General features: G+C 49.8%; 25 protein-coding genes and 1 other RNA gene. 8 read left to right on the top strand and 18 right to left on the bottom strand.

The genetic code is table 11. From position 1 onward, the window contains the following. Positions 1-7: 7 nt before the first annotated feature. The 13 genes from QZN53_RS07640 to QZN53_RS07580 all read right to left on the bottom strand — a co-directional run bounded on the left by QZN53_RS07640 (position 8) and on the right by QZN53_RS07580 (position 12,685). Positions 8-313, bottom strand: coding sequence for a hypothetical protein (locus tag QZN53_RS07640; RefSeq protein ID WP_163438430.1), 306 nt, complete (start codon positions 311-313; stop codon positions 8-10). A 249-nt stretch (positions 314-562) separates the two neighbouring features. Then, positions 563-934: RNase P RNA component class A (rnpB, locus tag QZN53_RS07635), an RNA gene on the bottom strand. Positions 935-1,000: 66 nt separating this feature from the next. Continuing rightward, positions 1,001-2,338, bottom strand: coding sequence for a carboxylesterase family protein (locus tag QZN53_RS07630; RefSeq protein ID WP_163438429.1), 1,338 nt, complete (start codon positions 2,336-2,338; stop codon positions 1,001-1,003). 59 nt (positions 2,339-2,397) lie between these two features. After that, positions 2,398-2,715, bottom strand: coding sequence for a hypothetical protein (locus tag QZN53_RS07625; RefSeq protein ID WP_163438386.1), 318 nt, complete (start codon positions 2,713-2,715; stop codon positions 2,398-2,400). Between the two features lie 18 nt (positions 2,716-2,733). After that, complete coding sequence (locus tag QZN53_RS07620) at positions 2,734-4,422, bottom strand: right-handed parallel beta-helix repeat-containing protein (RefSeq protein ID WP_163438428.1); 1,689 nt, start codon at positions 4,420-4,422, stop codon at positions 2,734-2,736. Beyond that, positions 4,415-5,359, bottom strand: a complete 945-nt coding sequence (locus QZN53_RS07615; RefSeq protein WP_163438427.1) for a TIGR02147 family protein — start codon at positions 5,357-5,359, stop codon at positions 4,415-4,417. The genes QZN53_RS07620 and QZN53_RS07615 overlap by 8 nt, the downstream gene beginning before the upstream one ends. Before the next feature lie 124 nt (positions 5,360-5,483). Next, positions 5,484-6,044 (bottom strand): deaminase, encoded by a 561-nt coding sequence (locus tag QZN53_RS07610; protein ID WP_163438426.1) that lies wholly within the window; start codon positions 6,042-6,044, stop codon positions 5,484-5,486. 175 nt (positions 6,045-6,219) lie between these two features. Continuing rightward, complete coding sequence (gene ilvC / locus QZN53_RS07605) at positions 6,220-7,698, bottom strand: ketol-acid reductoisomerase (RefSeq protein WP_072800835.1); 1,479 nt, start codon at positions 7,696-7,698, stop codon at positions 6,220-6,222. Positions 7,699-7,995: 297 nt separating this feature from the next. Then, a complete protein-coding gene (locus QZN53_RS07600) occupies positions 7,996-9,099 on the bottom strand; it encodes a fibrobacter succinogenes major paralogous domain-containing protein (RefSeq protein WP_163438425.1) in 1,104 nt (367 codons plus the stop codon). Positions 9,100-9,161: 62 nt separating this feature from the next. Further along, positions 9,162-9,584 carry a DUF2442 domain-containing protein gene (locus tag QZN53_RS07595; RefSeq protein ID WP_163438424.1) on the bottom strand — a complete coding sequence of 141 codons (423 nt, stop codon included), beginning with the start codon at positions 9,582-9,584 and terminating at the stop codon, positions 9,162-9,164. Positions 9,585-9,655: 71 nt separating this feature from the next. Next, positions 9,656-10,249 (bottom strand): alpha/beta hydrolase, encoded by a 594-nt coding sequence (locus QZN53_RS07590; RefSeq protein WP_163438423.1) that lies wholly within the window; start codon positions 10,247-10,249, stop codon positions 9,656-9,658. A gap of 6 nt (positions 10,250-10,255) precedes the next feature. After that, positions 10,256-11,893, bottom strand: a complete 1,638-nt coding sequence (locus QZN53_RS07585; protein WP_163438422.1) for a fibrobacter succinogenes major paralogous domain-containing protein — start codon at positions 11,891-11,893, stop codon at positions 10,256-10,258. 81 nt (positions 11,894-11,974) lie between these two features. Next, complete coding sequence (locus QZN53_RS07580) at positions 11,975-12,685, bottom strand: SDR family oxidoreductase (protein ID WP_163438421.1); 711 nt, start codon at positions 12,683-12,685, stop codon at positions 11,975-11,977. An 81-nt stretch (positions 12,686-12,766) separates the two neighbouring features. On the opposite strand from QZN53_RS07580, the gene QZN53_RS07575 reads away from it, so the two are divergent. From QZN53_RS07575 to QZN53_RS07555, 5 genes are all read left to right on the top strand, one after another. After that, entirely contained in the window at positions 12,767-13,297 is a 531-nt protein-coding gene (locus QZN53_RS07575; protein ID WP_163438420.1) for a GNAT family N-acetyltransferase, read from the top strand. A 127-nt stretch (positions 13,298-13,424) separates the two neighbouring features. After that, positions 13,425-13,871 carry a GNAT family N-acetyltransferase gene (locus tag QZN53_RS07570; RefSeq protein ID WP_163438419.1) on the top strand — a complete coding sequence of 149 codons (447 nt, stop codon included), beginning with the start codon at positions 13,425-13,427 and terminating at the stop codon, positions 13,869-13,871. A gap of 219 nt (positions 13,872-14,090) precedes the next feature. Beyond that, positions 14,091-15,017: a DUF4421 family protein gene (locus tag QZN53_RS07565; protein WP_163438418.1), complete on the top strand. Its 927-nt coding sequence runs from the start codon at positions 14,091-14,093 to the stop codon at positions 15,015-15,017. Between the two features lie 33 nt (positions 15,018-15,050). Further along, complete coding sequence (locus QZN53_RS07560; protein WP_163438417.1) at positions 15,051-15,650, top strand: hypothetical protein; 600 nt, start codon at positions 15,051-15,053, stop codon at positions 15,648-15,650. A 170-nt stretch (positions 15,651-15,820) separates the two neighbouring features. Next, the gene (locus tag QZN53_RS07555; protein WP_163438416.1) at positions 15,821-17,188 is read left to right on the top strand and encodes a vWA domain-containing protein; all 1,368 of its coding nucleotides are present in this window, start codon (positions 15,821-15,823) and stop codon (positions 17,186-17,188) included. Here the strand turns inward: QZN53_RS07555 and QZN53_RS07550 are convergent, their stop codons facing one another. Next, on the bottom strand, positions 17,189-17,851 hold the full coding sequence (locus QZN53_RS07550; RefSeq protein ID WP_163438415.1) for a DUF4230 domain-containing protein: 663 nt from the start codon (positions 17,849-17,851) through the stop codon (positions 17,189-17,191). A gap of 110 nt (positions 17,852-17,961) precedes the next feature. On the opposite strand from QZN53_RS07550, the gene QZN53_RS07545 reads away from it, so the two are divergent. Beyond that, positions 17,962-18,684 (top strand): hypothetical protein, encoded by a 723-nt coding sequence (locus QZN53_RS07545; protein ID WP_163438414.1) that lies wholly within the window; start codon positions 17,962-17,964, stop codon positions 18,682-18,684. Beyond that, positions 18,685-19,653: a flagellin lysine-N-methylase gene (gene fliB / locus QZN53_RS07540; RefSeq protein WP_163438413.1), complete on the top strand. Its 969-nt coding sequence runs from the start codon at positions 18,685-18,687 to the stop codon at positions 19,651-19,653. Between the two features lie 3 nt (positions 19,654-19,656). Here fliB and QZN53_RS07535 read toward each other — a convergent pair whose 3' ends face one another. The 4 genes from QZN53_RS07535 to QZN53_RS07520 form a co-directional block, all read right to left on the bottom strand. Continuing rightward, a complete protein-coding gene (locus QZN53_RS07535; protein ID WP_163438412.1) occupies positions 19,657-21,084 on the bottom strand; it encodes an MATE family efflux transporter in 1,428 nt (475 codons plus the stop codon). Between the two features lie 43 nt (positions 21,085-21,127). Next, entirely contained in the window at positions 21,128-21,481 is a 354-nt protein-coding gene (locus tag QZN53_RS07530) for a MetQ/NlpA family ABC transporter substrate-binding protein (RefSeq protein ID WP_163438411.1), read from the bottom strand. A gap of 8 nt (positions 21,482-21,489) precedes the next feature. Next, positions 21,490-22,629, bottom strand: a complete 1,140-nt coding sequence (locus QZN53_RS07525; RefSeq protein WP_294652280.1) for a hypothetical protein — start codon at positions 22,627-22,629, stop codon at positions 21,490-21,492. 75 nt (positions 22,630-22,704) lie between these two features. Then, complete coding sequence (locus QZN53_RS07520; RefSeq protein WP_163438409.1) at positions 22,705-24,045, bottom strand: alpha/beta fold hydrolase; 1,341 nt, start codon at positions 24,043-24,045, stop codon at positions 22,705-22,707. A 183-nt stretch (positions 24,046-24,228) separates the two neighbouring features. Between QZN53_RS07520 and ffh the strand changes: the two genes are divergently transcribed. After that, positions 24,229-25,593: a signal recognition particle protein gene (gene ffh, locus QZN53_RS07515; RefSeq protein ID WP_163438408.1), complete on the top strand. Its 1,365-nt coding sequence runs from the start codon at positions 24,229-24,231 to the stop codon at positions 25,591-25,593. The last annotated feature ends 18 nt before the right edge of the window (positions 25,594-25,611 follow it).

Here is a 25,611-nt window from a genome sequence, read left to right as displayed (position 1 = left end):
GCACAGATTATTCAAGCATCGGGGCAACCGTCAGAATGACAAGCCCGATCAACACCGCATTCAAGAAAAAGAAAGCTCGGCGCACAATCTTGTAGAACAGCGGCAGCCAGTGGAAAACATGATCGCTCGGCTGCAGCAATTCCTTCATTCCAAGGAAAATGCTGATTGCACCTGTCACAATCATCATCATGGCGCCTACGTAATAGCCCTCGTTCCAGACGGCTACCGTAAGGGCAATTCCCATGAGTACAGCAATCACACCGATTACCACACCGATGCGTAAAATCAACTTGTTTATTTTGTCTTTATTCAAAATATTTCCCGTACGTTATAAAGTAAATATAAGATAAAATTATTCCGTGAGCAACAAGCGCCTTGTATAAACAAGGCGTGAGTGCGAGAGCGAGGCGATATCACATTTTCATATTTGTAATAAAGCCGAGCGGTCTGTAAAAGGAGAAGGCCTCTGCTGTTAGCGGTTGCCCGCGAAGGGAAAGGAGGGTATTAGGGAGGGCGGAGCCTTCCCTAGTCGGAGAAGGCCTCTGCGTTAAGCAGAGGCCTTCATAAAGGGGCAGTTGTAAGCCGGGTTTTGTACCTTCTTGCGAAGGCGATGACCATCTCTCTGGACGAATCGTTACCGACCGCCTCAAGCAACCTACCCGAATTCCAGCTGGTGCGGGCCGCCCCAGGTTCACTTGCGTGAACGGAATTCTGCTTGGTCTTGCACCGGATGAGGTTTACCGTGCCACTCCTGTCACCAGAAGCGCGGTGAGCTCTTACCTCGCCATTTCACCCTTACCTGCCTTGCGGCCGGCGGTTTACTTTCTGTTGCACTTTCTGTCGTGTTTCCACGCCTGGACGTTATCCAGCATCCTGCCCTGCGGTGCCCGGACTTTCCTCCAGCATTGCTGCCGGCGGCCATCCGCCACCCCACCCCAAATATAGAAAAACGCCCTCCGAAATGAAAGGGCGCTTTAGAAAGTTTGGAAATTGGCGTTTTTTAGCGAGAAATGCCGAAGCGAATGGGGCGTTCACCCTTCACGCGAAGCACGTACACGCCGCGATTGAGGTCGCTCAATTCAACCGTTTCACCGGCAGAAGCCACACCGTTCTTAACGATACGACCGCGCAAATCCGTCACGGCATAAGCGAGATTGTTACCCTTCGACACCGTAAAGCTCATGTTATTTTCACCCATGCGAAGTGCAGAAGGCTTAGCCAAAGCAAGCACAATGCGATCGCGAACAGCAGGCTTCTGAGTCAAGCCATAAAGGAAGTCAAAGACCTTCTTTTGCACCTTCACGTCGTAATCATCGTAGTCATAAAATTCATGGGGCTGACCTTCGACAAAGTAGGTATCGTGTTCCACATTGTTTGCCGTAAGCACCGAGTCAATCACGTAGCTACCGTAAAGAGTCGGAGTATTCACATGGAAAGCGAGTGCGCTCACCATTGCAGCAGCAGAAGGCATCAAGTTTTCAAGAACGACGGCAATGTTGCCCAACGGGCGGCCCGTCTTCCAGACGACTGTACTATCAGCCTTGCCATGAACCAAGAGAACCGGCTTTTTCACGTCTTCGATAATCTTAGGATCGTGAACGGCACCCCACAAGGCGGCCACAGCGTTCGCCTGAGAGCCATAACCCTGCTCGCCATAGGCATCGAGTCCACCCAAATCCGGCTTCGTCTTAGCTGCCTGCGGGATTTCGGATTCCTTGTCCATGTAAATGTTTTCGAGCGAAAGGATTGCACCTGCGCTATTGCCAATCAAGTAAACGCGATCCGGGTCAATGCCCAATTTGTTGGCGTTAGCCCTAATGTAGCGGACAGCGGCACGAACATCCTGAATTCCGCGGTACACCGTTCTCGAGAAATCGAGGCTATCGACGGTAAGAGCCTTGTCCTTGACTACCGCCGTAATGCCCAGACGGTATTGCACAGCAGCCGTCACAAATCCGCGAGCAGCCAGAGAGTCACAATAAGTAACCGAGTGCTGGTCATAATCGTTCTTGGAACCTGCAGCAAATGCACCGCCGTGCATCACCAAAACCACCGGGCGCTTCTTTTCGGTGTCGTTTTTCGGCTGGTAAATATCCATCTTCAAGCTGACTTCGGTAAGGTCAGTCTCGTTTTCGTAAAGATGGACCGGCATTCCATCATCGACTGTTGCATACAAGTTATACGCTTTCAATAACGAATTGACGGTTTTAAGGTGCTTTACACCCGAAGCGTAGGTGACATCTCTTTCAACAGAGACGTCAAACATGCGGTCTTTATAACGTTCAGCGGCACCGGCGAAGGCTACCGCGCAGGCTAGGAAAAGGGCTGTTTTCTTCATATAATCTCCTTACGGCGCAAATATAGCTAAAGGAGATAATTTTGTCTGCAAAGAGCCGCTTAGGAATTCGGTTTGTTTTCGGAGGCTTTTTTCGCTTCCAGTTCCTTTTGCTTGCGAATAATCGCCTCGCGGGCAAGTTCGGCCTTTGTCTTCTTTTCTGCAAACAAGTTATCCAGGGCCGAAACCGCCTTGCCGTCAGCATCTTTGGCTCGAGAATTAAAGAATACTGCCAGCAAGAAAAAGACCACTAGGTAGCAAGCCACCGCCGAAAGCAGCGCCACCATTTCGGACCCCGAAGCCGCCTCTACCTTCAGGTAGAGGACAATCGACAGCGGGATTGCAAGCATGAACAGGAAAGCCGGGAGTTTTTCTTTCATGACCGCTAAAGTAGAAAATTACTGGGCTCCGCTTTGCTTCTTGACTCTCAAAGCAAGCTCTGCATCGGCGGAATCAGCCGTATACTTGTAGTCGGGCTTGTAGCCGCGAGCATCGGTAATGAAATCTTCACCGCCGGCGGTATGCCAGTTGGATTCCATGTCGGCAAAGCCCACCGTAGAATCCACCGGAGCACCGTCATCGTAATACCAGCGGTATAGCGTCACGGGCATTTCGTTATTGAAGATGTTCTTTTCTATCAGGCAGGTAGCGGAATCTGAACATACCACGCCCGACAAATCTAAAGAGTAGAAGAAGTTGTTGTAGGCATGAAGTTTGCCTCCATGAGCAAGAATTCCGTCGCGAGAGAGCCCCTCGAAGTAATTGTGATGCATTGTCAGGCTTTGGGCAGTATCCATAATGATATCGCCGGCAAGTCCGAACAGCACACCCGTCTGAGCATTTTCAAAACGAGACCAAGAAATCGTGACATTATGCGAGCAGCGCTTCACATCGAATTCCACCAGCGGGTATTCCTCGAAGGTGCAATGGTCCACCCACACATGATGCGTACGGTTATGGATCGAAAGGGCGCGGCGAGATGTCGTATCTTGCGCTGTAATAGACGGCGCCGTAAAGGTCAGATTTTCAAAGATCAAGTTGCTCGATGCATCGGTAAGCACACCCATGCCCGAAATGCGGATATCGCGGCCGCGGCCATCGAATGTCTTGTCGGACTTCAAGCGGAGCGGAGCCTGCAGGTTATAAGTACCGTCTTTTTCAAACAGCACCCATACCGGGCCTTCTTTATAGGCACATTCACGGAGCGACCCCGGTGCAATCACCGCCGTCGTTGACGCAGAATCCGTACTGGTCGTGTCTTCGACAATAATGTAGTCTTCGGTTGTGGTCACAATACAGACTTCGCCCTTCTGCTTGCTGATATTGCCCGCAGAATCGGTAACGCCCGCAGCACCGAGCACGCCTACAGCATAGCCATCGGCCAACTTAATCAAGGCATCGTGTTCGTTCCAGTCGGCATCGGGATATTCACTTGCTGCCGTTTCCTTAGGCTTTACCACATTAATGCTTGAAGTGGAATCAGAGCAGTCTACATACAAGGTATCGCCCGTCGTCGACTGCACCTTGGCCGAATAAACCTCTTGCGGGTCGCCGATTTGCACGTCAAAATCGCCCACCGGGAGCGAGTCAATCACAAAGTGACCCGCGCTGTCCGGAATCACATAGCGGTCAAGGCCCGCAATACGGACCACCGGCATCGAATCACCGAGCATCACGTAGCCTTCGATCGAAGAAAGTTCGCCGAGTTTGACCGTATCGATTCTAGCGGCCGACTTTTTCTCCAAGTCTACGCTGCGGATAGCGCCTGTTGCCACTGTTCCATCGACATGGCGAGCCTCCACCGTGTAAGAACCCGGTTCCATCGGAATCTTGACAAAGCCCGAATCATTCGTTTCGAGCCAAGGCACCACGCGGTTGCCTTCGGGTAAAAAACCTTCCGGGAGCGCACGCACACGGCTATAAGCGGCTGGCTTACCGCTTGCCAACTGAATCTGCAACGCGATCGTCGATTCGGCTTCGGTACCGCCCGCGACATCGCGACGTTCAGAGCAGCCCACAAAGCTACTGCAAAGCATTCCCGCCACCACGGGTGCTAGAACTGCATATAAAGACTTTCTCTTAAGCATTGTCCGCGCCCCCTTCGGCATTTTCGCCGGCGATATCATCACCGGCAACTTCTAATTCGTCGCCGTTCGTCATTTCCATACCGCGAATACGGCGCTTACGACCGCGGCGCTGCGGTGGCGGATACGGGTCAGAAAGCGGGAATAACTGCATGCCCAGCTGGAACACGCGATTAGGCTTTTCGCACTGCCCCACCTTCGCCAAAACTTCGCGCCTAAAGCGGCGCACCATCTCAACCAATTCTTTGTAAGTTGGCTCGTCACAGGCAAAGGCTAGCGTTGACAAATTGCGCTCGCCGCGTTCAAAACGATCCAAGGCGTCTTGCGCCACATTCAAATTCTGCTGAATGTAAGAGTTGACCGCCGTGCTGAACGATTCCGAACCGCTCGAAATCAGGCCCTGCGTCTGTTCGTAAAAACCAGTCGTCTCGTTCTTCTTGATCATCGAGAGGCGTTCCAACAGCGCAATCGAAGACTTGACCTGCGAAGCCGTAAGCGGCGGGCGCACCATCAGGCCGAGCGCCGCATCGTCACCCACATACGGGTAAAAAGTCACCAGTTCACGGATTACCGCATGGTACCAGTGGTCAAAGTATTCGAACTGGTCCTTGGCTACATTTTCGACCTTGCATTCCTTGGTTGCCACCAACTTTTCCAAATACTGGCGGCTTTCGGAATGGTTCTTGGCCTGGTTGAACGCCACCATATCGGCAAAGTAGGCCTTTTCGCGGGCATCACTACAGAAAATATCGGCAAAAACAGAGACAAGGCGGCTAGTCAGGTTACGCTTGCCCTGCAGAATCTTATTGAACATCGACGCATCGAATCCAGCTCGGTCGGCAATATAGCGATGGCTAAAGCGCCAATCACCCTTGTGCCGCTCCTCGTAGCTATCCCGCAAAAATTCGCGGTAGTTCAGATATTCAAAAAGATTCACCATAAAAAATCCCAATAAAAATAACCGAGCGCAAATTGCTCCCGGTTATCAATATAACAAAAAATCCGCCTAAAAGTCTACATTTAGACAAAAATTTATGTCTACACTTTTCCGTGTGTGATAAAAACTACTTGTTAGGCTTCGAAACCACAGGGCGAATGCGCTTACCACACAGCGTCACCACGATTCCCGCCTGCGCAAACATGTAGTAGGCCGTGTCACGGCTATTGTTCAGCGTAGACTTCGGGTCGTAATCGTCCTTGGTCACGAACACTTCGGCAACCCCCGAAAGGCTCACATCCAGGGCACAGCGTTCGCACGGGAAACCGATCACATAGAGCTTGGATCCCGGAGGAACCTTGCCGCGGGCATAGTGCAGCGCATTGATTTCGGCATGCACCATGAACGGGTACTTGTTCGCCTCAAACTCATGGTGGCTCAGCAACTCGCCCGAATCGGCATCCAACAAATCGTAGGCCAGCAACTGCTTTTCGCGAGTGTACGGCACCGTTTCGTCATCAAAGCCAGCCGGAGCTCCATTGTAGCCAGTGCTGATCACGCGACCGTCGGCCGACACGAGCACCGCCCCCATCTGGGTATTCTGATCTTTAGAAAGACGCGCCTGCGCGCACATCATCTGGGTATAGACTTCGTCACGAAGCTTGCTGCGAGATTGAGAATTGTTCATGCCCTAAATATAGTCAACACAGAAAAAGCCCGCCAAAAGGCGGGCCAAATTTTCGCGATTTCGAGAACGACAAAACATCTTTCTCGAAAGTTGGATAATCAAGCAAGACAAGGCGCGAGCCCCCGTAGCGTACTAGAGCGTACGTGAGGGGGCGAGCAACGCCGTATTGCGCCGATTAGACAACTTTCGTCATGCCGCTCATGCGTTCACGCAGCCAAGCACCGACTTCTTCCACCGGATGCTGACGGATGTTCTTGTTCACCTTGATGAGCTCTTCGTTATCCACAGCGGTGGTCTTGCCTTCGCCATAGATAGCGCCGATGTCGTCCTTCTTCACTTCGTTCTTCATAAAGTCGGCGAGCAGAGGCACGCACTTGTTGGCGAACAGGTAGCAACCGTATTCGGCGGTGTCGCTGATCACGCGGTTCATTTCGTACAACTTCTTACGAGCGATGAGGTTGGCGATAAGCGGAGTTTCGTGGAGGGATTCGTAGTAGGCGCTCATCGGCTTGATGCCCACGGAGCACATGGTTTCAAATGCGAGTTCCACACCGGCCTTGATCATGGCGGTCATGAGAACGCCGCGGTCGAAGTATTCCTGTTCGGTGATGACCTTGTCGGTAGCTTCGACCTTTTCGAATTCGAGCTCGCCCGTTTCGCCACGCCACTTGAGCAAATCCTTGTCGCCGGCTTCCCAGTCCACCATCATGGTGCTGGAGAACTTGCCAGAGATGATGTTGTCCTGGTGTTCGCAGTAGAGCGGCTTCATGATCTTCTTCATCTTTTCGGCGAGTTCCGTGGCGCGGATCTTGGCCGGGTTGGAGAGACGGTCCATCATGTTGGTGATGCCGCCGTGCTTCAGGGCTTCAGAAATGGTTTCCCAGCCGTACTGGAGCAGCTTGACCGCGTAAGCCGGTTCAACGCCGAAATCCTTCACCATCTTGTCGTAGCAGAGGATCGTGCCGGTCTGGAGCATACCGCAAAGGATGGTCTGTTCGCCCATGAGGTCGGACTTCACTTCGGCAACGAAAGAGCTTTCGAGAACGCCCGGACGGTCGGCATGGAGGCCAGCGGCGTAAGCCTTGGCGTAGTCCCAGCCCTTACCTTCGGGGTCGTTTTCCGGGTGCACAGCGATAAGGCAGGGCATACCGAAACCGCGAACGTATTCGCTACGGACTTCGGAACCCGGGCCCTTCGGGGCGACCATGATCACCGTGATGTCCTTGCGGATTTCCTGGCCTTCTTCAACGATGTTGAAGCCGTGGCTGTAAGAGAGGGCGGCGCCCTTCTTCATGAGCTTCATGATGGCCGGAATCACGTTGTGGTGCTGCTTGTCCGGTGTGAGGTTGCAAACGAGGTCTGCATCCGGAATCATTTCTTCGTAGGTACCGACCTTGAAGCCGTTTTCAGTAGCGTTCTTCCAGGACTGGCGCTTCTGTTCGATGGCTTCCTTGCGGAGCGTGTAAGAGACGTCGAGGCCGCTATCGCGCAGGTCAAGACCCTGATGGAGACCCTGGGCACCGCAACCGACGAACACGATCTTCTTGCCCTTGAGGGCTTCAACACCACGGCTGAATTCAGAATGTTCCATGAAACGGCAGTGGCCAATTTCTTCGAGTTGGCGACGCATAGGGATAGAATTGAAATAATTCATTTTTTGAACCTCTGTTAATTAGAATGTTTCCGGGGGGAAAGATAGCATTTTAGCCGTTCTTTCGTCTATAAAAGGGGGAAGAATCCCCCTGTTTTCGGCCTCGACTCTCGCCGAGTCCTACACCACCCTCTCTAGCGGGGACACCCCGCAACGCCCCGGCATCAAACAGCCCACGGCTCCAGAGCTAAGCTCGCCTCGCGGACAAATTACGGCCTTCGGCCTTTACTGTCCGCTCGCCGACTTATCTTCTTCCGCCTTAGGGCTTTCCAGCGCCTCTGTGCAGCGTTCGCCTTGCGGTCAGTCCTTTAAGCAACGAACAGAGAAGGCGTAGTCCTTACCGTCGTTGATAAACTTCGCATTGTCGAAGCCTTTATCGGAGTCGTAGTATAAAGTCGTGTAGTACGCGCTGTAGCGATTGTCCTCTGTAGAACTCCAAAAATATGCGTCATCGCCCTTGTTGTAGTACCCCCCAACGTCGCTCCTACCACCGGCAGGTAACGCCGAAAAACCATAGACATCAGTACCATTGCGGGCGACATACCAACCGGATGTGGACTTGAGCACATTGCTTGCCGTTGATTGTCCACCAACTGCAGTGAACAAGGTTTCCCATTCAGCCTTACTTGGCAGGTGCCAACCGCTAGGGCATGCGGTTGTTGCCGCAGTCCATGTGTAAAGGCGACCATAGACGGCACAATCGCCTTCTGTCGTAATACGTTCGACACCATTTGCTGTAGTACGTCCGCCACCGCACCAACTGTTCGCGCTTTCGTAATTCAGGTTTTCAGCCATCCACCATTGGTTATCAATTTTTACCGTCTTATAAGTTCGACCACCACGTTCGTCTGACAATTCACCATATTCACAATTGTCTTCTGTTTCGTTTTTGCACGGAGTTGCCAACACAACAGAATTAGACGAAGGAATAGATACGTCACTACTGCTCAGGATGACGCTACTTGACGAAAACTCAATCCCACCCAAAGAACTACTACTTGATTCGGGCTCTTTTTCCGAACTGCTACTTGTCTCGGGCAGTTTCTCCGAGCTACTCGATTTTTCAGTCGATTCAGACGTTACCGAACTGGACGAAGATTCAATCAGATTACTGCTAGACTTCCCAGACTTTTCGCTAGAACTAGATTGCTTCGCATCACCCTGAGTATAGCTTGACGAAGACTTCTCCTTTACACTGCTGGACGAGCTAGTCCCATTCAACTCCTCAATACTGCTAGAGATTGCTTCGTCGTTACACTCCTCGCAATGACGAGAAGATGAACTTCCCTGCTCTTCGGCACTACTCAAAGTCGTAGGTTCATTGTTCTCTGCCGATGCCGACGACGAATCATCACACGCCGCCAAAAACGCCACCATGCTCAACGCCACAAAAATCTTTTTCATAAAAACTCCTTCGTCCCAATGGCTCAATTTATCCGGCGGAAATATAATTATTCCCTCATCTGCTAATCCACAGTTTTCAGCAATTCCTTGCCGATGCGGCGGAGTTCCTCGTCAATGAGTTTTTTCCTTGCCGAAGAAGGTTTCTTCGTTCCGTTTACGTATGCGGCGAACAGGGGCTGGGGAATCCCCAATCGACGGGCAAACGCCGAGGCGTTTAGTTCGGGAAACAACCAAAATATGCGGCCAATGGGATTTGTCTTTTTCGGCGAAAAGAATCCCGAAAGTTCCAGGCCCTCGTCCAGATCGTCAAACCACACGCCATCGCAATCTACGCGGCAGTTCTCCAACTGCTTTCGCGTAGCCTTCCGCAGCGGTTCGTAATCTCGGATGAGTTCACGCCCGATTCGGCCGTCTTTCAGTTCGACACAAACAGCGTCTTTCTCAACCCAAAGCCTTTTTACATCTTTTTCCGTAATTTCATTCATAAAGCCCCCCCCTTTCAAATATCTTCGGTATAATTTAATATAGGTTATTATTTAATAACCGTCAACAAATTTTACTTTAGAATCCACTTGTCCAAAAAGGACATCTGTTCGGTGGTGTGGAACCAGTGTTCGCCGCCGTCCATTACGGTCAAGGGGGCTCCGATTTTCTGGGCGAATTCGCGCATCGTTTCTAGCGAGGTCAAATTGTCATTCGAGCCGTACAGAATCTTTGTTGGGATGGGCCACACAAGCGGATTTTCACGCACGTAACACAGGTATTCCCACGAAAGCGTTTCGCCGAAATTCGTCGGCACGGTTTTCTTTTCGCGGAGTTCCTCTTCGGAGACTCCCGCCCACATCATCATATCGCAAATCAACTTTTCCAAGTTGACCATCGGCGAAATAAAGTATGCCTGTTTGATAGGCTTATCGCCTAGCGCATTCATCGAAAAGAAAGCCCCGATGCTATTTGCAATAAGGGTCACATCATCGTAGCCCACCGCAACAGAATCAAAATATACCGGAAATTCCTTTTGGGCATCCCACGGGGTTTCGGCCTTGTAATCAAAACCAAGAACATCAGCATCAGAGAACAAGCTCTTATAATGTAAAGTCTCGTCAACGTTTCCGCCCTTCCCATGCACATAAATAACAAGATTTTTCATGCCTTACTAGTCCTTTACGCAACGGACGGGGCGACCAATACTCTTGTCTCCTGGGGTTAAGTTCGCTTCATCAGCATAACCTTCACTGACCAAGAGCAAGCAATAGGCGTCAAGACTACCGCCGCCATCGCTTGCACTCCAAAAACAAATCTTTTCACCCATAAAGTTGAATAAACCATAGACGCTCCTTTGACCAGCAGGAAACGCCGAGAATCCGAATTCATCCGTGCCGTTTCCGTCATTTTCCCAGCCGTATGTGGATTTGAGTTTTTTTCCAGCAATCTTTTCGCCCCCAACAGATGCGACCAGAGTGCCCCATTCTTCTTTTTCAGGCAGGTGCCAGCCCTCGGGACATACACTGCGAAATGGGTATTTCTTCGAACAAGTTGCCATATAGCCGCCTCGGCAGCCTTTCGTAGTTCCCGCACTGTCCATCACGGCAGACCAAGTGTAAAAGCGACCATATCTGGCGCAGTATTCAGCAGAATCGTTATAGCACCAGCTAATGGAATCGGAAGTGTAGGCCTTACCGAGTACCTCAAATTTATAGGGAACACCAGTGTATGCATAATTCAAGTTCTCTGCCATCCACGTCTGCTCACCAATTTTGACAGTCCTATATGTATGTCCGTCACGTTCGTCTTTAATGCAATTTTCATCCGTTTCAACATCACATGGCTCTCTTTCCTGCATCAAACTTGATGACGAAGATTCACTGCTAGATGACTTTGGCTCGGGAATCGTAGACTCGTCACTAAGACAGCGGATGGAATATCCGCGGTCGCTGCTGCCGACGCGGGAACTGATAACGTCCATGAATACTCCATCGGAGTTATCCATTAGACCCATATCGATTGCCCCGCCCAAGACGCGGTACGAATAAGAGGATGTCCAGAAATCAGCGCGGAGGCCTTCATCGAAATAGTCGCCATCGAAACTACCGCCGAACCGGCCTCCGACAGGGAGTGCCGAGAATCCGAATTCATCTGTGCCGTTGCCGTCATTTTTCCAGCCACTCTTGGACTTGAGCGCCTTGCCGGCATCATCTTCGCCACCAGCCACATCAATCAGAACTCTCCATTCCGTCGTATCGGGCAAATGCCAACCTTCAGGACAAATTCCGCGCACAGGGGGTATCGGGGTGCAATGTTCGCCATTGCCACAGCCCTTGGCATTCTCGCCGTATTTTCCGACACTGTCTATTGCAGCGCCCCAAGTGTAAAGCCTTCCATATTTGGTGCAGTTACTTTTTTCGTCGTCGTAGCAGGCACTGTTTCCTACCTTGAAGTTCAGATTTTCGGCCATCCAAATCTGCGTACCGATCTTGACAGTCCTATATGTCTGACCGTCACGTTCATCCTCAAAGCAATTCTTGTCTTTGCCCACAACGCAAGGTTTCTTCTCTGAACTAGACGATTTCGCAGAAGAACTACTGGACTTCGCCTTCGAACTGCTAGAATCGTCACAGTTCTTGCAAACAGACGAAGAAGATTCCTCGTCGGAATTAGACGCAGAATTGCTGCTGTTGTCGTCGCCACAAGCTACCAAGAGCGCCAACAATACAGAAATGAATAAATAAGTAGAGATCCTTCGACTACGCAACTTTGTTGCTTCGCTCAGGATGACACGGTCAATCTTTTTCACAAATTCTCCTTCGCCACAACGGCCTGTTTTATCCTGCGGAAATATAATCTTTCCTAACCAACTTGTCCTGAAAGGGCTACTTTACACTTCCAATTTCCAGCCACAATCGTTGTGGTAAATCATCTGGCGGGTCATGCCGCCGTCGATGCAAATGTTTTCGCCGGTAATGAAGCCGGCCTTGTCGCTGGCAAGGTAAAGCACCATGTTCGTGATGTCGAGCGGGTTCCCGACACGGCCCGCGGGCTGCTGAGTGGCGTCGGGGCCTTCGTAGACCTTGAAATCCGTATCGATCCAGCCCGGCGAAATCGAATTCACGCGCACGCGACCAGCAAAACTCACGGCCAGCGCATGCGTGAGGGCTGCAATCCCGCCCTTTGCCGCCGTATAGCTTTCCGTTTGCGGTTGACTCATTCGGTCGCGACTCGAAGAAATGTTTATGATGCTTGCGCCCGACCCGAAATGCAGTGCGAAAAGTTTCGCGAGGTAAAAAGGAGCAGTCACGCCCACGGCCAGCGCGTAGCTGAATTCTTCGTAACTGCACTCGTCTATGCCCTTCATCAGCGGGAGCGCGTTATTCACGAGCACATCCACGTGCCCGTACTTCTCGATGACGAAGTTTGCAAATTTTTCGAGGACTTCCTTCTTGGAAAGGTCCCCCACAAAGCAGGGATTCTCGCGAATGTCGATGTACGCAACCTTCGCGCCCTCTTTCTCGAATTCACTCACGACGGTAGCGCCAATCCCGTGCGCCCCGCCCGTCACCACGACCACTTTATCTTCAAACGATTTCATGTTGGTAAATATACACTAAAACACACCGAAGCGCGCGCCCCAAGTTGACGCACAAACCGCATTATCCTATTCTTTCTGCCGATGCTCCAGTTTTTCGAAGTCACAAAGAAATCTCCGTGGTTTTCGCAGGTCAAGGCGCTGTATGAATCGGCGTTCCCGGCGAACGAACGAATTCCCATAAAGCATTTACTCGACAACAAAATCAAGCGGGAATTTTGGGCGTTTTTCGATGGAGATACGTTCTGCGGGTTTTCAAATTCCATTTCGCACGGAGACATTACGAACATCGTCTATTTTGCGGTTATGCCAGAACTGCGCAGCCGCGGGTACGGCTCGCAAATTTTGCAGGCCATCCGCAAGCAGCACCCCGACACGCGCATTGTCGTCGATATCGAAGTCGAAGAAGATTCCAAGGACGACGAGGAACTTGAACGCCGGAACCGTCGGCGCGAATTTTACTTGCGCAACGGCTTTGACGCAGCGCCTGTCGAATACCATTGGCAGGGCGAACACTACCGCCTACTCTCTGCAGGCGGCACCGTCACCGAAAAGGAATTCCGCGATTTCTGGAAAGAAGTTTTGAAGGATATTCCCGGAGCGAAGTACCCGTAAAAACTTATAAGGGCTCTTTATGAGCTGAGGTAAAACTATACCTTTGAAAAAGTGGTATATTGTCCTAAAAGAGGTTTATCTTGTTTAGTTAAGTCCTACAGGGATTCTTTAAAAGCCGAGGCAAGCAATGATAATCGCGATCAACAAAGATGAACCATGGTGGGAAAAGACGCACGCTTTCGCGAATGATTGCCCATGGCTGCCGGGGCGTCGTTTAGCCGAGCGAATGTCAAAAAACGATTTTCTAGACTGGGAAAAAATTTTCATTGCTGTACACGGTGAAGATGCTGTCGGCTTTTGCGTTCTCGAGGAGAACGGGAACATTCCTCCAAAATTCAATTGCAGCCCCTTTATTAACCTCGTTTACGTTAGCGAAAAATTCCGGGGAGAGCGGCTATCCAAAAGCTTAATTGACGCAGCGCTTGATTACGCCCAAAGGCTCGGCTACAAAAAAGTTTATCTCAAAAGCGAGCACCACGGCCTATACGAAAAATACGGGTTCAAGAAGATTGCCGATTTCGAACCAACGGTCGGGCTTGCGAACCAACTGTTTGAAATCGAAATTTCAATTTAACATTAACTTTTAAGCATTCCTTCGCGGCAAAAAAATTTTTTGACTTTCCGCCCTTTTTAACCTATATTAAATGTATGAAATACGTAAAAATGGTTTTGAGGGTTCTGCTGGGCATTTTTATATTCTTTCCGTGAAAGAAATCCTGAAGGATACTCCCGAAGCGAAGTACCTGTAAAATTTTATAGGGGTTCTTTTTGTTATTATCTTTTCAAAACCCCGATGAAGTGCGTCCTGAAAATATTCCTGTTTGCCCTGGTGTTCGCAGGGTTTGCCTTTGCCGAATCGCAAGACAGCGACGAGCCCTCGGTTTCCAAGTTCCGTGAACGGTTCTCGCTGCGTTTCTTGTGCGATTACAATTTCGTGGCCATCTGGAATTCCGCCTACAACAACTCGATGCTCAATTCGAACCGCCCGGTCGATGTGGGCATCGGCGTCGGTTACGACAGTCTGTTTACCACATTCGGAATTTCGTGGGACGTGTCCGCCGATTTCAAGTACAGCCTCCCTTTTACCACTTCAAAAGAAAAATCGGACACCCAGGCTTTCGAGACGGGACTTGACTTTTTCCCGGGAAACTGGTGGCTTGCGGCAAAGCTCCGCTTTTACAGCGGCTTTACCACGGAAGTCGAACGCGACGGCGAAAAGGAGCAGGAATTCATAGACCTCTGGTTTGCGGACATGTATTTTTCGATGCTCTGGATGGCGACCGCAAAAGAAATTTTCGCCCCCAGGAGCGCCTACTTTTTGGACAGGCGTCAAAAGAAATCTGCCGGGAGTTTGATTATCGGCGGGCGCCTGCAACGAAACATTGCCGAAGACAACGACGGGGTTCTCGGCTACGAAAACGACAAGCGAGACATCACCTCCATCTGGGGTGACGTCGGGTACACCTACACCTTCGTTTTCAGCAACGGGTATTTCTGGAACCTCTGGGGCATTGTCGGTATCGCATACGGCCGCGAACGCATTGACGACGGCAACCTGCTATTGCCCGAATCGGACATAAAGACCGCTTTGGGCTACATCGGGGAAAAATGGGCATGGAACATCGTTCTTAAATGCGGATACTCCGCCATTGCGTTTGGCGAACATCTGGAGCAAAAATACGTGTCAGCCTTCGAAATCCTTGTGGTGCGCAGGTTCTAGCCTGCAAAATTTTCCTATTATTAAAGATAAATTATGAAAAAACTTTTATTATTGCCTTTCGCCCTATTGCTTGCAAGTTGTGCCCCCAGCCGCGTAGAACCGACTGTTACGACTAAAGGATTTTCCGCATTCAACGGGCTATACACAAAAGTTTCTAGCCGCACCCTAAGCACACCCGTACCAAAGCCCATTACTGTAAGTTTTGATGGTGACTGGGATATTCAAACCTCATACTTTTCGCTAGAAAAGAACCTCGCCTTTTTCATGTGCACCAAGGAACCGGAGCACATCCAGTTCAGGGGCATGCGCATCGAAGACCTTTACCGTGACGCAACATTCACCGTAAACAAAAACGCCCCCGAAGAGAAGTTCATCAAGTTCTACCTGCAATGGGATCATAACTTCTGGGCAACTAGGCAAGAAAAGATGAAAAACGGTAAAGTCAGCGGTCCCGCCTTCAACAGCGAAAAGAAATACGGCACCATCAGGACCGTGAACGGCGAATACCAGCGTTGCGTCCTTGCCGCTATCGTAGAAGACGCCCTTTTCATGATGACCGGCGAAGCAGTTGGTTCCGACAAGGATATTTGCCAGACTGAAGCCGAGATTTGGGAAAGCCACGAATCGTTCTAAAGGCGATTGTTTCGAGGATTTAACCCGTTTTCGCAATAAGTCGTGATGTTTAGCATGCGTTTTTGCATGTTCTTTTTTGGGTATTCCCTTTACTAAAAAAAGAACTATTTTTGTTTTCGTAAGGGTCTCGCCACGAGACTAGGTTATCTTTTTACGACAAGAGGGGTCCTATGAAATCCAAAATCTTTTTAACCGCAGGATTTGCGCTCAGCTTGTTGTGTGCGGCCTGCAGTGACGACAGCAACAGCCTAAGCGCTAGCGACGCTGGCAAGGACGACGGCAAGATTGCCGGAAGCCAAAACATTGAAACCGAAAACGGAGCCACCTTCGAAACCAAAGGCAATCCTTCCACCTACGAATATGGTATTACCGAATCATACGATGGCGTCGTTCGCATGGTTGACGCCGTCTCTGCAACCGCAGAACCGACTTCCGTCATGGTACCGGATGAATACGTTCCTGTAGACTACGCCCCCGGCGGAGTTATTGACGAATATAACGGCAGAACTTACGGTCTACTCACGGCCTCCGAATGGAACGATCTGGACAACTGGAGCGATTGGACAGATATTCTGAAGGGCGAATTTTCCGATAAAACCGGCTACTGGAAATTTTATCCGACAACCCTCGCGGCCGTAAAAGTGGTTGACGAAAACGGCAACGGCCTTGCCAACGTTTCGGTAGAACTTCTTATTAACGACAAGGTGGAATTCGCCACCAAGACCGACAATACCGGCCTCGCCTACTGCTGGGTAAAATTATTCAACGGAGCAACCGAAGATGCAATCAAATCCGAAGATTTCGCTTTGAAGGTCAACGGCAAAGTATCCGAAGACCCCGTCAAACTCACCTCCAGAGCCAACGATTCGCTTGATGTAAACGTCATCACCAGCGACGCCAAGCAAGCCGACGCCAAAGCTGACGTCGCCTTTATCGTTGACGCCACTGGTTCTATGGGCGACGAAATCCGCTTTCTCCAATCGGACCTAAGCTATATCATAGACCACGCCCACTCGGACACCAAGGTTGCATTGCGTACGGCAGTTCTATTCTACCGCGACGAGGACGATGAATACCTCATCCAGGGCAAGGACTTTTCCACCGACGTCGCTAACACCCAGGCATACATCGCAGAACAGTATGCAAGTGGTGGCGGAGACTTCCCCGAAGCCGTGCATACCGCACTCGAAGCCTCGTTACAGAATTTTTCTTGGAACGAATCCGCTCGCGCCCGCATAGCCTTCTTGATTCTTGACGCCCCCGCGCATCACCAGGACGACGTTATCGAAAGTCTTCAAAAATCAATAAACCTCTACGCCAAGAATGGAATCAAGCTTATTCCCGTAGCGGCAAGCGGTATTGACAAAGATACGGAATCCATGTTACGATTCTTCGACATTATCACGGGCGGCACCTACGTCTTCCTCACTGACGACAGCGGCATCGGCTATTCCCATCTTGAAGCATCCGTTGGCGATCACGACATAGAAAAGCTCGCCGACCTGATGATTCGACTGATCAAGAAATACGTGGAATAATTATTCCATTCTGATTTTGTAGCCGTCATCGGGGTGAATCCAACCTTCGATGAACGACTTCTTGTAATTCTCGGGGGAATCCGTCAGTTTGATGGCAGAACCGAGATAAAGCAGAATAATCTTTTTAGCGTGCTCTCGAGCTAAGCGTTTCAGCTCGTAGCCGTTTTCTTGTTCATACTTTTTTTGTTCAGCAATAAAGAACTGTTTAAAATCTTCAAACTTGATATCGTTAAACCAGCCCTTCTTTTCCAAAAAAATCTGGATACTTTCGAAGTCAATGCTATGGCTCAAGATTTTAGGTTCAGGCAGGTAAATGAGGATTGTCTTTGTCAAAGGATCCACGTTGATGCTGATATCTTTCAAGTCGTAGCCCAGTTTGACATCGCCCTCGTATATCAACATGAGTTCCTTGATAGACTTGTTGATTCGCCAATCGGGCATGTACTTCAAGAGGACCTTGGCATCTTGGTAGTTCGCATTTTTCCGGTAATGGTGATGGAGGGTCGCAAGTTCAGAAATCTCGCTAATTTGATGTTCTATATACGAGCTTGTAATCTGGGGACCTTCGGATTCGGACGCCAGTTTCTTGATGACTAGAGCCGTTGCAACAACCGTTGCAAACAGGAGAACAACGAGCGACGCTATTTTCAATGCTAATTTCACTGTTGGCCTCCTTTTTTGACAAGTTCACCATCTAAATATATTTTCATTTTTACAAAAAAGTCATTTTTTTGCGATTAAGCTATATTATGGGGTGCTTAAAGGAGAATTATATGAGCGAAAACAACCAAAAAGTACTTAGCGCCGAACAGAACGCCACCAAAAAGGCAAACAAGATTTGGCTAAAGCGAATCCGTGTTTTTGCCGGCGTCTTGGGAATGACGCTTCCTTGGATTGCAATGCTCGGAGCATTTATCGTATCAAAAGCCCAGCCCCAAATTATACCGTCTGATTTTTGGACAGAGTTGTCGATTTCGGAAACCTATTACGTGACGCCCGCCTTGGCCGGAGTATTAACGACAGCGGCAGTCGTCTTGATGAGCTACAAAGGCTACAGTTTACTTGACCATGTTATCACTTCCATATCCGGTGTATTCGGAATCATGATTGTCTTGTTCCCCTGCAATTGCCCCATGGTAAAAGACGAAACTCTAGTCGGCTTTTTCCAATTGACGGCTGCGGTATCAAACAAGATTCACTGCACGGCTGCAGTCATATTCTTTCTTCTATTGGCATTTAACAGTTTGTTCCTGTTCACTAAAGACGGGAACGATAAAAACCAAGAACTCACAAAACAGAAGAAAATCAAGAACATTATTTTCAGGCTTTGCGGCGTCGGCATGCTTTGTGGCTTGATTATGGTACCCCTGCCGCTTGAAGGTATTATTCCCGCCAAGGTTTTCATAGCCGAAGCCATTGCGCTCACTTTCTTCGGTATCAGCTGGCTTGTAAAGGGCGAAGTTTTCGGTTTGCTTTCTGACAACAAGTCAAACTAAATGATTCTTCGAAAGCCCGATTTTTATGACCAGTTCAAGTGTATCGCCTCGCGGTGCACGGACACTTGTTGCGTTAGCTGGGAAATCGATATTGACGAGGCAACGCAAGAAGTTTACCGGAAGGTATCGGGCGTTTTCGGCGACAGGCTCCGCGCAAACATCGAGGACGGGCATTTTAAATTACTCCCCCACGATCGCTGCCCGTTTTTAGACAAGGACAATCTTTGCGAAGTCTATCAGAATCTGGGCGAAGACGCGCTTTGCGATATTTGCACCGAGCATCCGCGATTTGTCGAGGTCTACGGCGATATAATGGAGCGGGGGCTCGGGCTTTGCTGCGAAGAAGCCGCGCGCTTGCTGCTTGAAGGCGAAGGCCCGCTGGCATTTACTAGCGAAGAATGCGACGAGCCCGAAGATGAATTGGATGACGACGACCTTGATATCCGCGACCAGGTTCTTGGCGAACGCGAATGGATGTTCGAAGCCCTCGCCGACCAAGATACACCTTTCGCCGAGAAGCTTTACAAAGTCTTCGGCTACACAGACGAGAGTCCGTTTGCGCCTTTTGAAAGCACGAACGCCATGTTCGAACTTTTGGCGAAGCTCGAAAGCTACGGCCCGGATTGGGACGCCGCCCTTTCGCGCATCAAGGCCCGAATTGAGTCTGGCGAACCGATTGTAGACCAAGGGTTCTTTACCGAAAACGAAAGTGCGCGACTGCTCACCTACTTGATTTACCGCCATTACGCCAAGTGCCTTTTTGAAGGCCGCGAGCAGGGCAAGCGTCAATTCGCGCTTTTATTCTGGAACCTGGCCCGATTCTTTACCAAGGAACTTGCTGGTTCGAATTCCGCTGTCACACCTAGCCCGCGGACCAACACAAAAATCAACGCGGTCAAGATTCTTTCGAAGCAGCTGGAATACTGTCAAGAAATTATGGAAATCGTCGAGATTTCTCTGGACGAATAAAAGCTAGGCTGCCAGGCGGTCTTTATCCATCACGTGCTTACGCCATTTACCGCTCTTCCAGCGAATCCAGAAAATAAGCGGAGCCGTACTGTACACGGCAACAACCGTAATCCAAGCGTATTGAGCCGGCAAGTGGAAAATATAGGCAGCCACGTACAAGGCGCCCGCCACGCACCAGTTCATAATGGCACACGCGAACATGACCCATACGGTATCGCCCGCACCGCGAAGCGCACCCGCATAAATCACCAGCAGGACTTCCACAAAAATGTAGAAGGTCGCAATCCGCAACATGAATATGCTCATGGGTCTAGCTGCTGCGAAAATGGCAAGCGCCTCGGCAGAAGCTTCAGCCGCATCGGGCTTAAAGATATCCGTCAGTATGCCCGGCAAGAAGATAAAGAAAATGCCCATCAGCAAGGAATATCCCCAGCCGAGTTTAAGGCCGGAATAAGTCGAACGCGATGCCGCGGCACCGTCACGGGCCCCCACGTAACGCCCCACGAGGCTCGTAGACGCCACTTCAAGGCCCATCAGCGGAACGTAGGCCACCATGTCCCAGTTGAACATGACCGAAGACGCCGTTGCCGATTCGGGCCCAAGCGCATGGAACATGAGAATCAGGAGCTGGAACGCCGCCATGTTCAGGCACATTTCGACACCGGAGGGAATTCCTTTTTGCAAGAGTTCCTTGGTCAGGGGCCAGCTAAACGCAAACGCATAACGGGTACGGAATCGGTTATGGCAATTTTTACCGAAGAATTTCGCAAACAAAATCACTGTCGAAACCAGGTTCCCGATCAAGGTACCGTAAGCAGCGCCCGCGACACCTAAAGCAGGAATCGGGCCAAAGCCGTAAATCAAGAAGAAGTTGCAAATGACATTCACAATCATGCCGACAAAGGCTGCCTTCATGACAATCTTGGTTTCACCGATACCGCTAAAAAAACACGGAGCCGCATTGCGCACCAAGTTAATGATGCCGCCGAACATCAGGATGTTAAAGTAGGTCTTTTGATACTGCAGCTGATCTGCCGGCAAGTGTTCCATTCCAAATGCTACATGACCCAGCGGAATCGTGAGGTACAAAAGCGGCACCGAAACAAGCGACAGGTACACCGCCTGCATAAACACGCGGGCGCAATCCCAGCGCTTTTTGCCACCCAGACGCTGCGCCACCATAGCGGTCGTGTAACTGATGGCACCGGTAAAGAACATGGTGAGCGCAAGCTGCACCGCCCCCGCCCCAAGCGCCGCATTCATTTCGGCTGGGCCAAGCTTCGAAAGGAACAGGCGATCGATAAAAGTCATGATCGTGTCGAAAGACATCGACATGAGCATGGGAAGTGCCACCACGAGCACATCCTTCACATCGCCGTTTTTCTTGAATTTAGACGGTCTGTAGAACTTATTGAGTATCGCGTCGACCATATTGGGCGACAAATATAGAAATTTTTACAATTTATGCAAGTTTCTATCGAGCAACACTTTCAAGTTTCTTTTTTAAGGCTGAAAGGACTTCTTTCTTTTCGGTATCAGGGCGAGCATGGAGGCTACCTGTATACAGGGCATCGACAAGCCCGTTTGAAAGCGCTTCGGATGCCTTGCCCTGGTCGCCCAACTTTTTTACCTGGAGTTGGATTCCTTCGCTAGAAAGCGAAGCCGACACTTTTTTCAGCGTTGATTCATCTTCTGCGTTTACGACGCCCACCGTCACGGTCACTGCCGTCACTTCTTTTTTGAGGGTTGCATGCTTACGGGCGCAACAGTCAAATCGAGCCGCAGCAAAAGAACTTAATAAAGCACATAATAAAAGTATTTTTTTCACAGCCCCCCCTAGAAATCGAACATAACTTCGACGCCGAATATCAGAGAAGGATCGTTTTTATTGCCTTCGGACGGCCAATCTTTATCGTCAGGGATGTCGGCAAGAACCATCGAGATAATATTTATTTTGTAACCGGGAACATTAAAGTAGAACCGTCCACCGACGCGCCACGATTGCAAATCTTCATCTTTGTCTAAAGTATTCGTATGGTATTCAAGAGGGATACCGATACTTAAGGATTCCAGCAAGGCCACGCTCGGTTCTACCGCTACAAAAAAGTATTCCGGACGAGTTGTCATTTCCAAGAATGTACGTTCCGGGTCATCGATAACCGCATAGAACAGAGAACCTATGATGCAAAATCTCGAAAATTCAAACGACGGTTCAGCCAAGAATACATGATTCGATACCGCATCATCGCTAGCCAAGAAGACCGAATGAAAGCCGTATAATCCATGCAAGGCAAAATGTTCCGACGAAAGCGAAATATCTAGCCCAGCATAAAGTTCATTAAAATCCTTTCGCTGATAGCTTTTGTAATCGGCATAAGGGCGAAATACCTGGCCTGCAATTTCAAGATCGTAAGCGGCATGAATTTCGTACGTGAGTCCTTCTTTGCAATCCATTCCCATGTATTCGCCGAACATATAGTGGTAATAGCAACTTTGGTCGTTACTTCCGCTGCCAAAGCCGACATTGAGTTGCAAGCCATTCCACAAGAATTCAACGCCGCGAATAGACTTTTGCCTTATGCCCGCCGCATCGTCCCGAGGGTCGCCAAAATCATAATAATTTTTGAATAGACCTTCAAAATAATTTAAATCGCCAATACGAAAAGCCAGGTGTTCAGAAGGCGCATATTGAACATAAGCTCCGTTAAAAACAACAGTCGGGTGCACAGGATCCATGGTCGCATCATCGCCCATATCCATGCCTTCCATATCCTCCATTCCATCCATCGCCATTCCCATAGCCTCAATTTCGAGCCATGCAGACCAACGATCGTTAAAACGGACATCGAAATCCAAGTCTAGCATAGATTCATAACGATGCACGACGTTCGATTCATCAGTATTCCAGTCGGCATAAGCGTGAACCATGATCATTCCCGAAAGGTCCAGCTTAGGACGCTCAAAGGCAAGCGACAAACCGACTAATAGAAGGACATATAGTAATATTCGTTTATTCATACAAATAAATTCTGGCACCCGTAACGCAACTTGTTACTTTTTCAAACTCTTAATAAATTCGTCGATATAACCCGTTACCGTTTTCACGTCTTCGGCAGAGCCCCAATGGGTATTGTGATCGGCACCTTCGACTTCGTGGAAGACAACACTTTTTGCCTTAGAAAGTCCCTTTTGCAAAGTCTTCTGAGATTCGCTGTCGAACAAGGCATCTTTAGTACCCCATATGATTTGAACATCCGTCGCAATCGAAGAAAGGCGCTTGGTATTATCAATTTTCAAAAGATTCTTGACCAAGTATTTCCACACATAGTAAGGCACTTGTTTCAAGTGTTCCAGATTGGCGGCCTGAAAATCCTTATCCGGATTCGTGCTGTAGCCCCACGCCTGAATAAAGCTTTCAGGGAGTTTCTGGGTCGAATCGTATGCATAAATGCCATCGAACGATTCATCGTCGGTACCGTTCACAAGCCAATCCAGCGTGGCATTTTTCTTGTCGACCGAAGCGCCCGAGCCAATCAAGGTGATTGAAGAAACAATTTCTGCGTTCGTGATGGATAATTCCTGAGCAATAAAGGCTCCAAGCGAATGACCCACAATGTGAACTTTTTTCAGGCCAAGTTTTTCGACAAAGGCTGCTATATCGCTTGCAAGTTCAGCGACAGAATACGAAGATTCATCAATCGGCTTGTCCGTTTTTCCGTTACCGCGGTATTCGGGTACATAAACGCGATAGCCTTTTTGGGCAAGCGACGGTGCCACCTGCGACCAAGAAACTCGACCATCGGTAAGTCCGTGAATCAATACGACCGGAGTTCCCTTTTCATCACCCGTCACTGTATAGGCCAAATGTATTCCCGTTTCAAGGTCAACCGATTTTTCTGTCCAATCGACATTCTGGTACTCGGCAAAGCTCTTTGTCGTAAAGGTATTGTTCTTGCCCATAAAATGATGCCCGTTCACCTGAGCTTCATCTTCAAAGGCATAGACATCCGTATTACTGCTCCCCACATGAACAACATCGGCACTTCCAGAAAAATCGACACGGCCAGAACGCTTGATGAGCAAATTTCCGGTCACCTTGACATTCTTTAGGACCGTTGCACCTGGTGTTGTCGTAGAAACCGTCAGCACCCCATTGATTGTTGTATCTTGCAAGAAAATGAATCCATCTTGAATATCTTCATCTCCAAGCGTCAGGTCACCGGCGCTAGGTTCTTCCATGTGATGGCCATGGTGCTCTTCGTGGGAAGTTTCTTCTTCGTGAGAAGATTTTTCTTCGGGGGCGCTACTTGAGTCATCAGAGCAAGCGGCAAAGAAAAGTGTAGAAGCAAGAATTGCTGCCGAGAATAAAGCGAAATTATTATGAATTGTCATTGAAGCCTCCGTTTGTATTCGTTTTAAATCGGGCTCAATATTAGATTTTACGGAGGTTTACGTCCAATACTATTTTTTCATGGCAATTGATAGCTTTTTTCTATAACAAGTTCATTTTATCGTGAGCAAACGGCTTACCTCAAATTCAAAGTCCAAGCAAGAAATTACTATATTTGACCCACTATGTTTTCACAGCTGACTGACTCTCTAGAATCTACTCTCAAGAACCTGCGCGGGCAGGGCAAGCTCACCGAAGAAAACGTCGCCGAATCGCTGCGCGAAGTGCGCCGTGCATTCCTCGAAGCCGACGTGAACTTCAACGTGACCCGCGACTTCGTTAAGGCCGTTAAAGAAAAGGCCATGGGCTCCGAAGTGCTTTCCTCGGTGACTCCCGGTCAGCAGATTGTGAAAATCATCCACGACGAACTTGTGGCCGTGATGGGTGGCGAAACCAAGGAAATCAACCTTTCCGCTCCGGCTCCGGTCGGCATCATGATGGTTGGCCTGCAGGGTTCCGGTAAGACGACCTTCGCTGGCAAAATCGCCCTCTGGATGCGCAGCAAAAAGAAGCGCAAGCCGCTTTTGGTGGCCGCCGACGTTTACCGCCCCGCCGCTATCAAGCAGTTGCAAGTGCTCGGCAAGTCCATCGGCATTCCCGTTTACGACGAAGGCCAGGGCAATCCGGTCGAAATCATCAAGCACGGTTACCAGTACGCCAAGGACAACGGCTTTGACTTAGTGATTTACGATACCGCAGGCCGCCTGCAGATCGACGAAGAGTTGATGCAGGAACTGGAAAAGGCCCGCGACGCCGTTCACCCGGACGAAATTCTGTTCGTGGCCGACGCCATGATCGGCCAGGAAGCGGTGAATGTGGCAGAAACCTTCTGGAACCGTCTGAACTTTACGGGCGTTTGCCTTTCGAAGATGGACGGTGACACCCGTGGCGGTGCAGCGCTCAGCATCAAGAAGATGACGGGGGTACCCATCTGCTTTATCGGTGTCGGCGAAAAGCTCCCCGAAATTGAACTGTTCCACCCCGACCGTATGGCCAGCCGAATCCTCGGCATGGGCGACGTGGTGAGCCTCGTGGAAAAAGCCCAGCAGGTCATCGACGAAAAAGACGCCAAGGACCTGAAGAAGAAGATTCTCAACAACACCTTCGACCTGAACGATTTCTTGAACCAGTTGCGCACCATCAAGAAGCTCGGCCGCATCAAGGACATTCTGAGCTTGATTCCGGGCCTGAACAAGCTCCCCATCGACCAGATTGACGAAAAGGAACTGGTTTACGTGGAAGCCGTGCTCAGCTCCATGACACCCAAAGAACGCAAGAAACCGCAGATTCTGGACGGCAGCCGCAAGGCACGCGTAGCCAAGGGTTCCGGCACCGAAATCGGTCGCGTGAACGCCGTGCTCAAGCAGTACGAAACCATGAAGGAAATGTTCAAGAAGGTCGGCGACATGGCCCGCAAGCAAAACAATGGCGGCGCCGTAGGTTCCAACTACACACCGCCCAAGGACAAGAAGAAAAAGAAGAAAAAATAAAAGTAAAGCCCGGTCAAC

The sequence above is a fragment of the uncultured Fibrobacter sp. genome (genome assembly GCF_900316465.1).
Lineage (GTDB): Bacteria > Fibrobacterota > Fibrobacteria > Fibrobacterales > Fibrobacteraceae > Fibrobacter.
The sequence above is the reverse complement of the archived record's forward strand: the minus strand, read 5'-3'. Positions and strand labels throughout refer to the sequence as shown.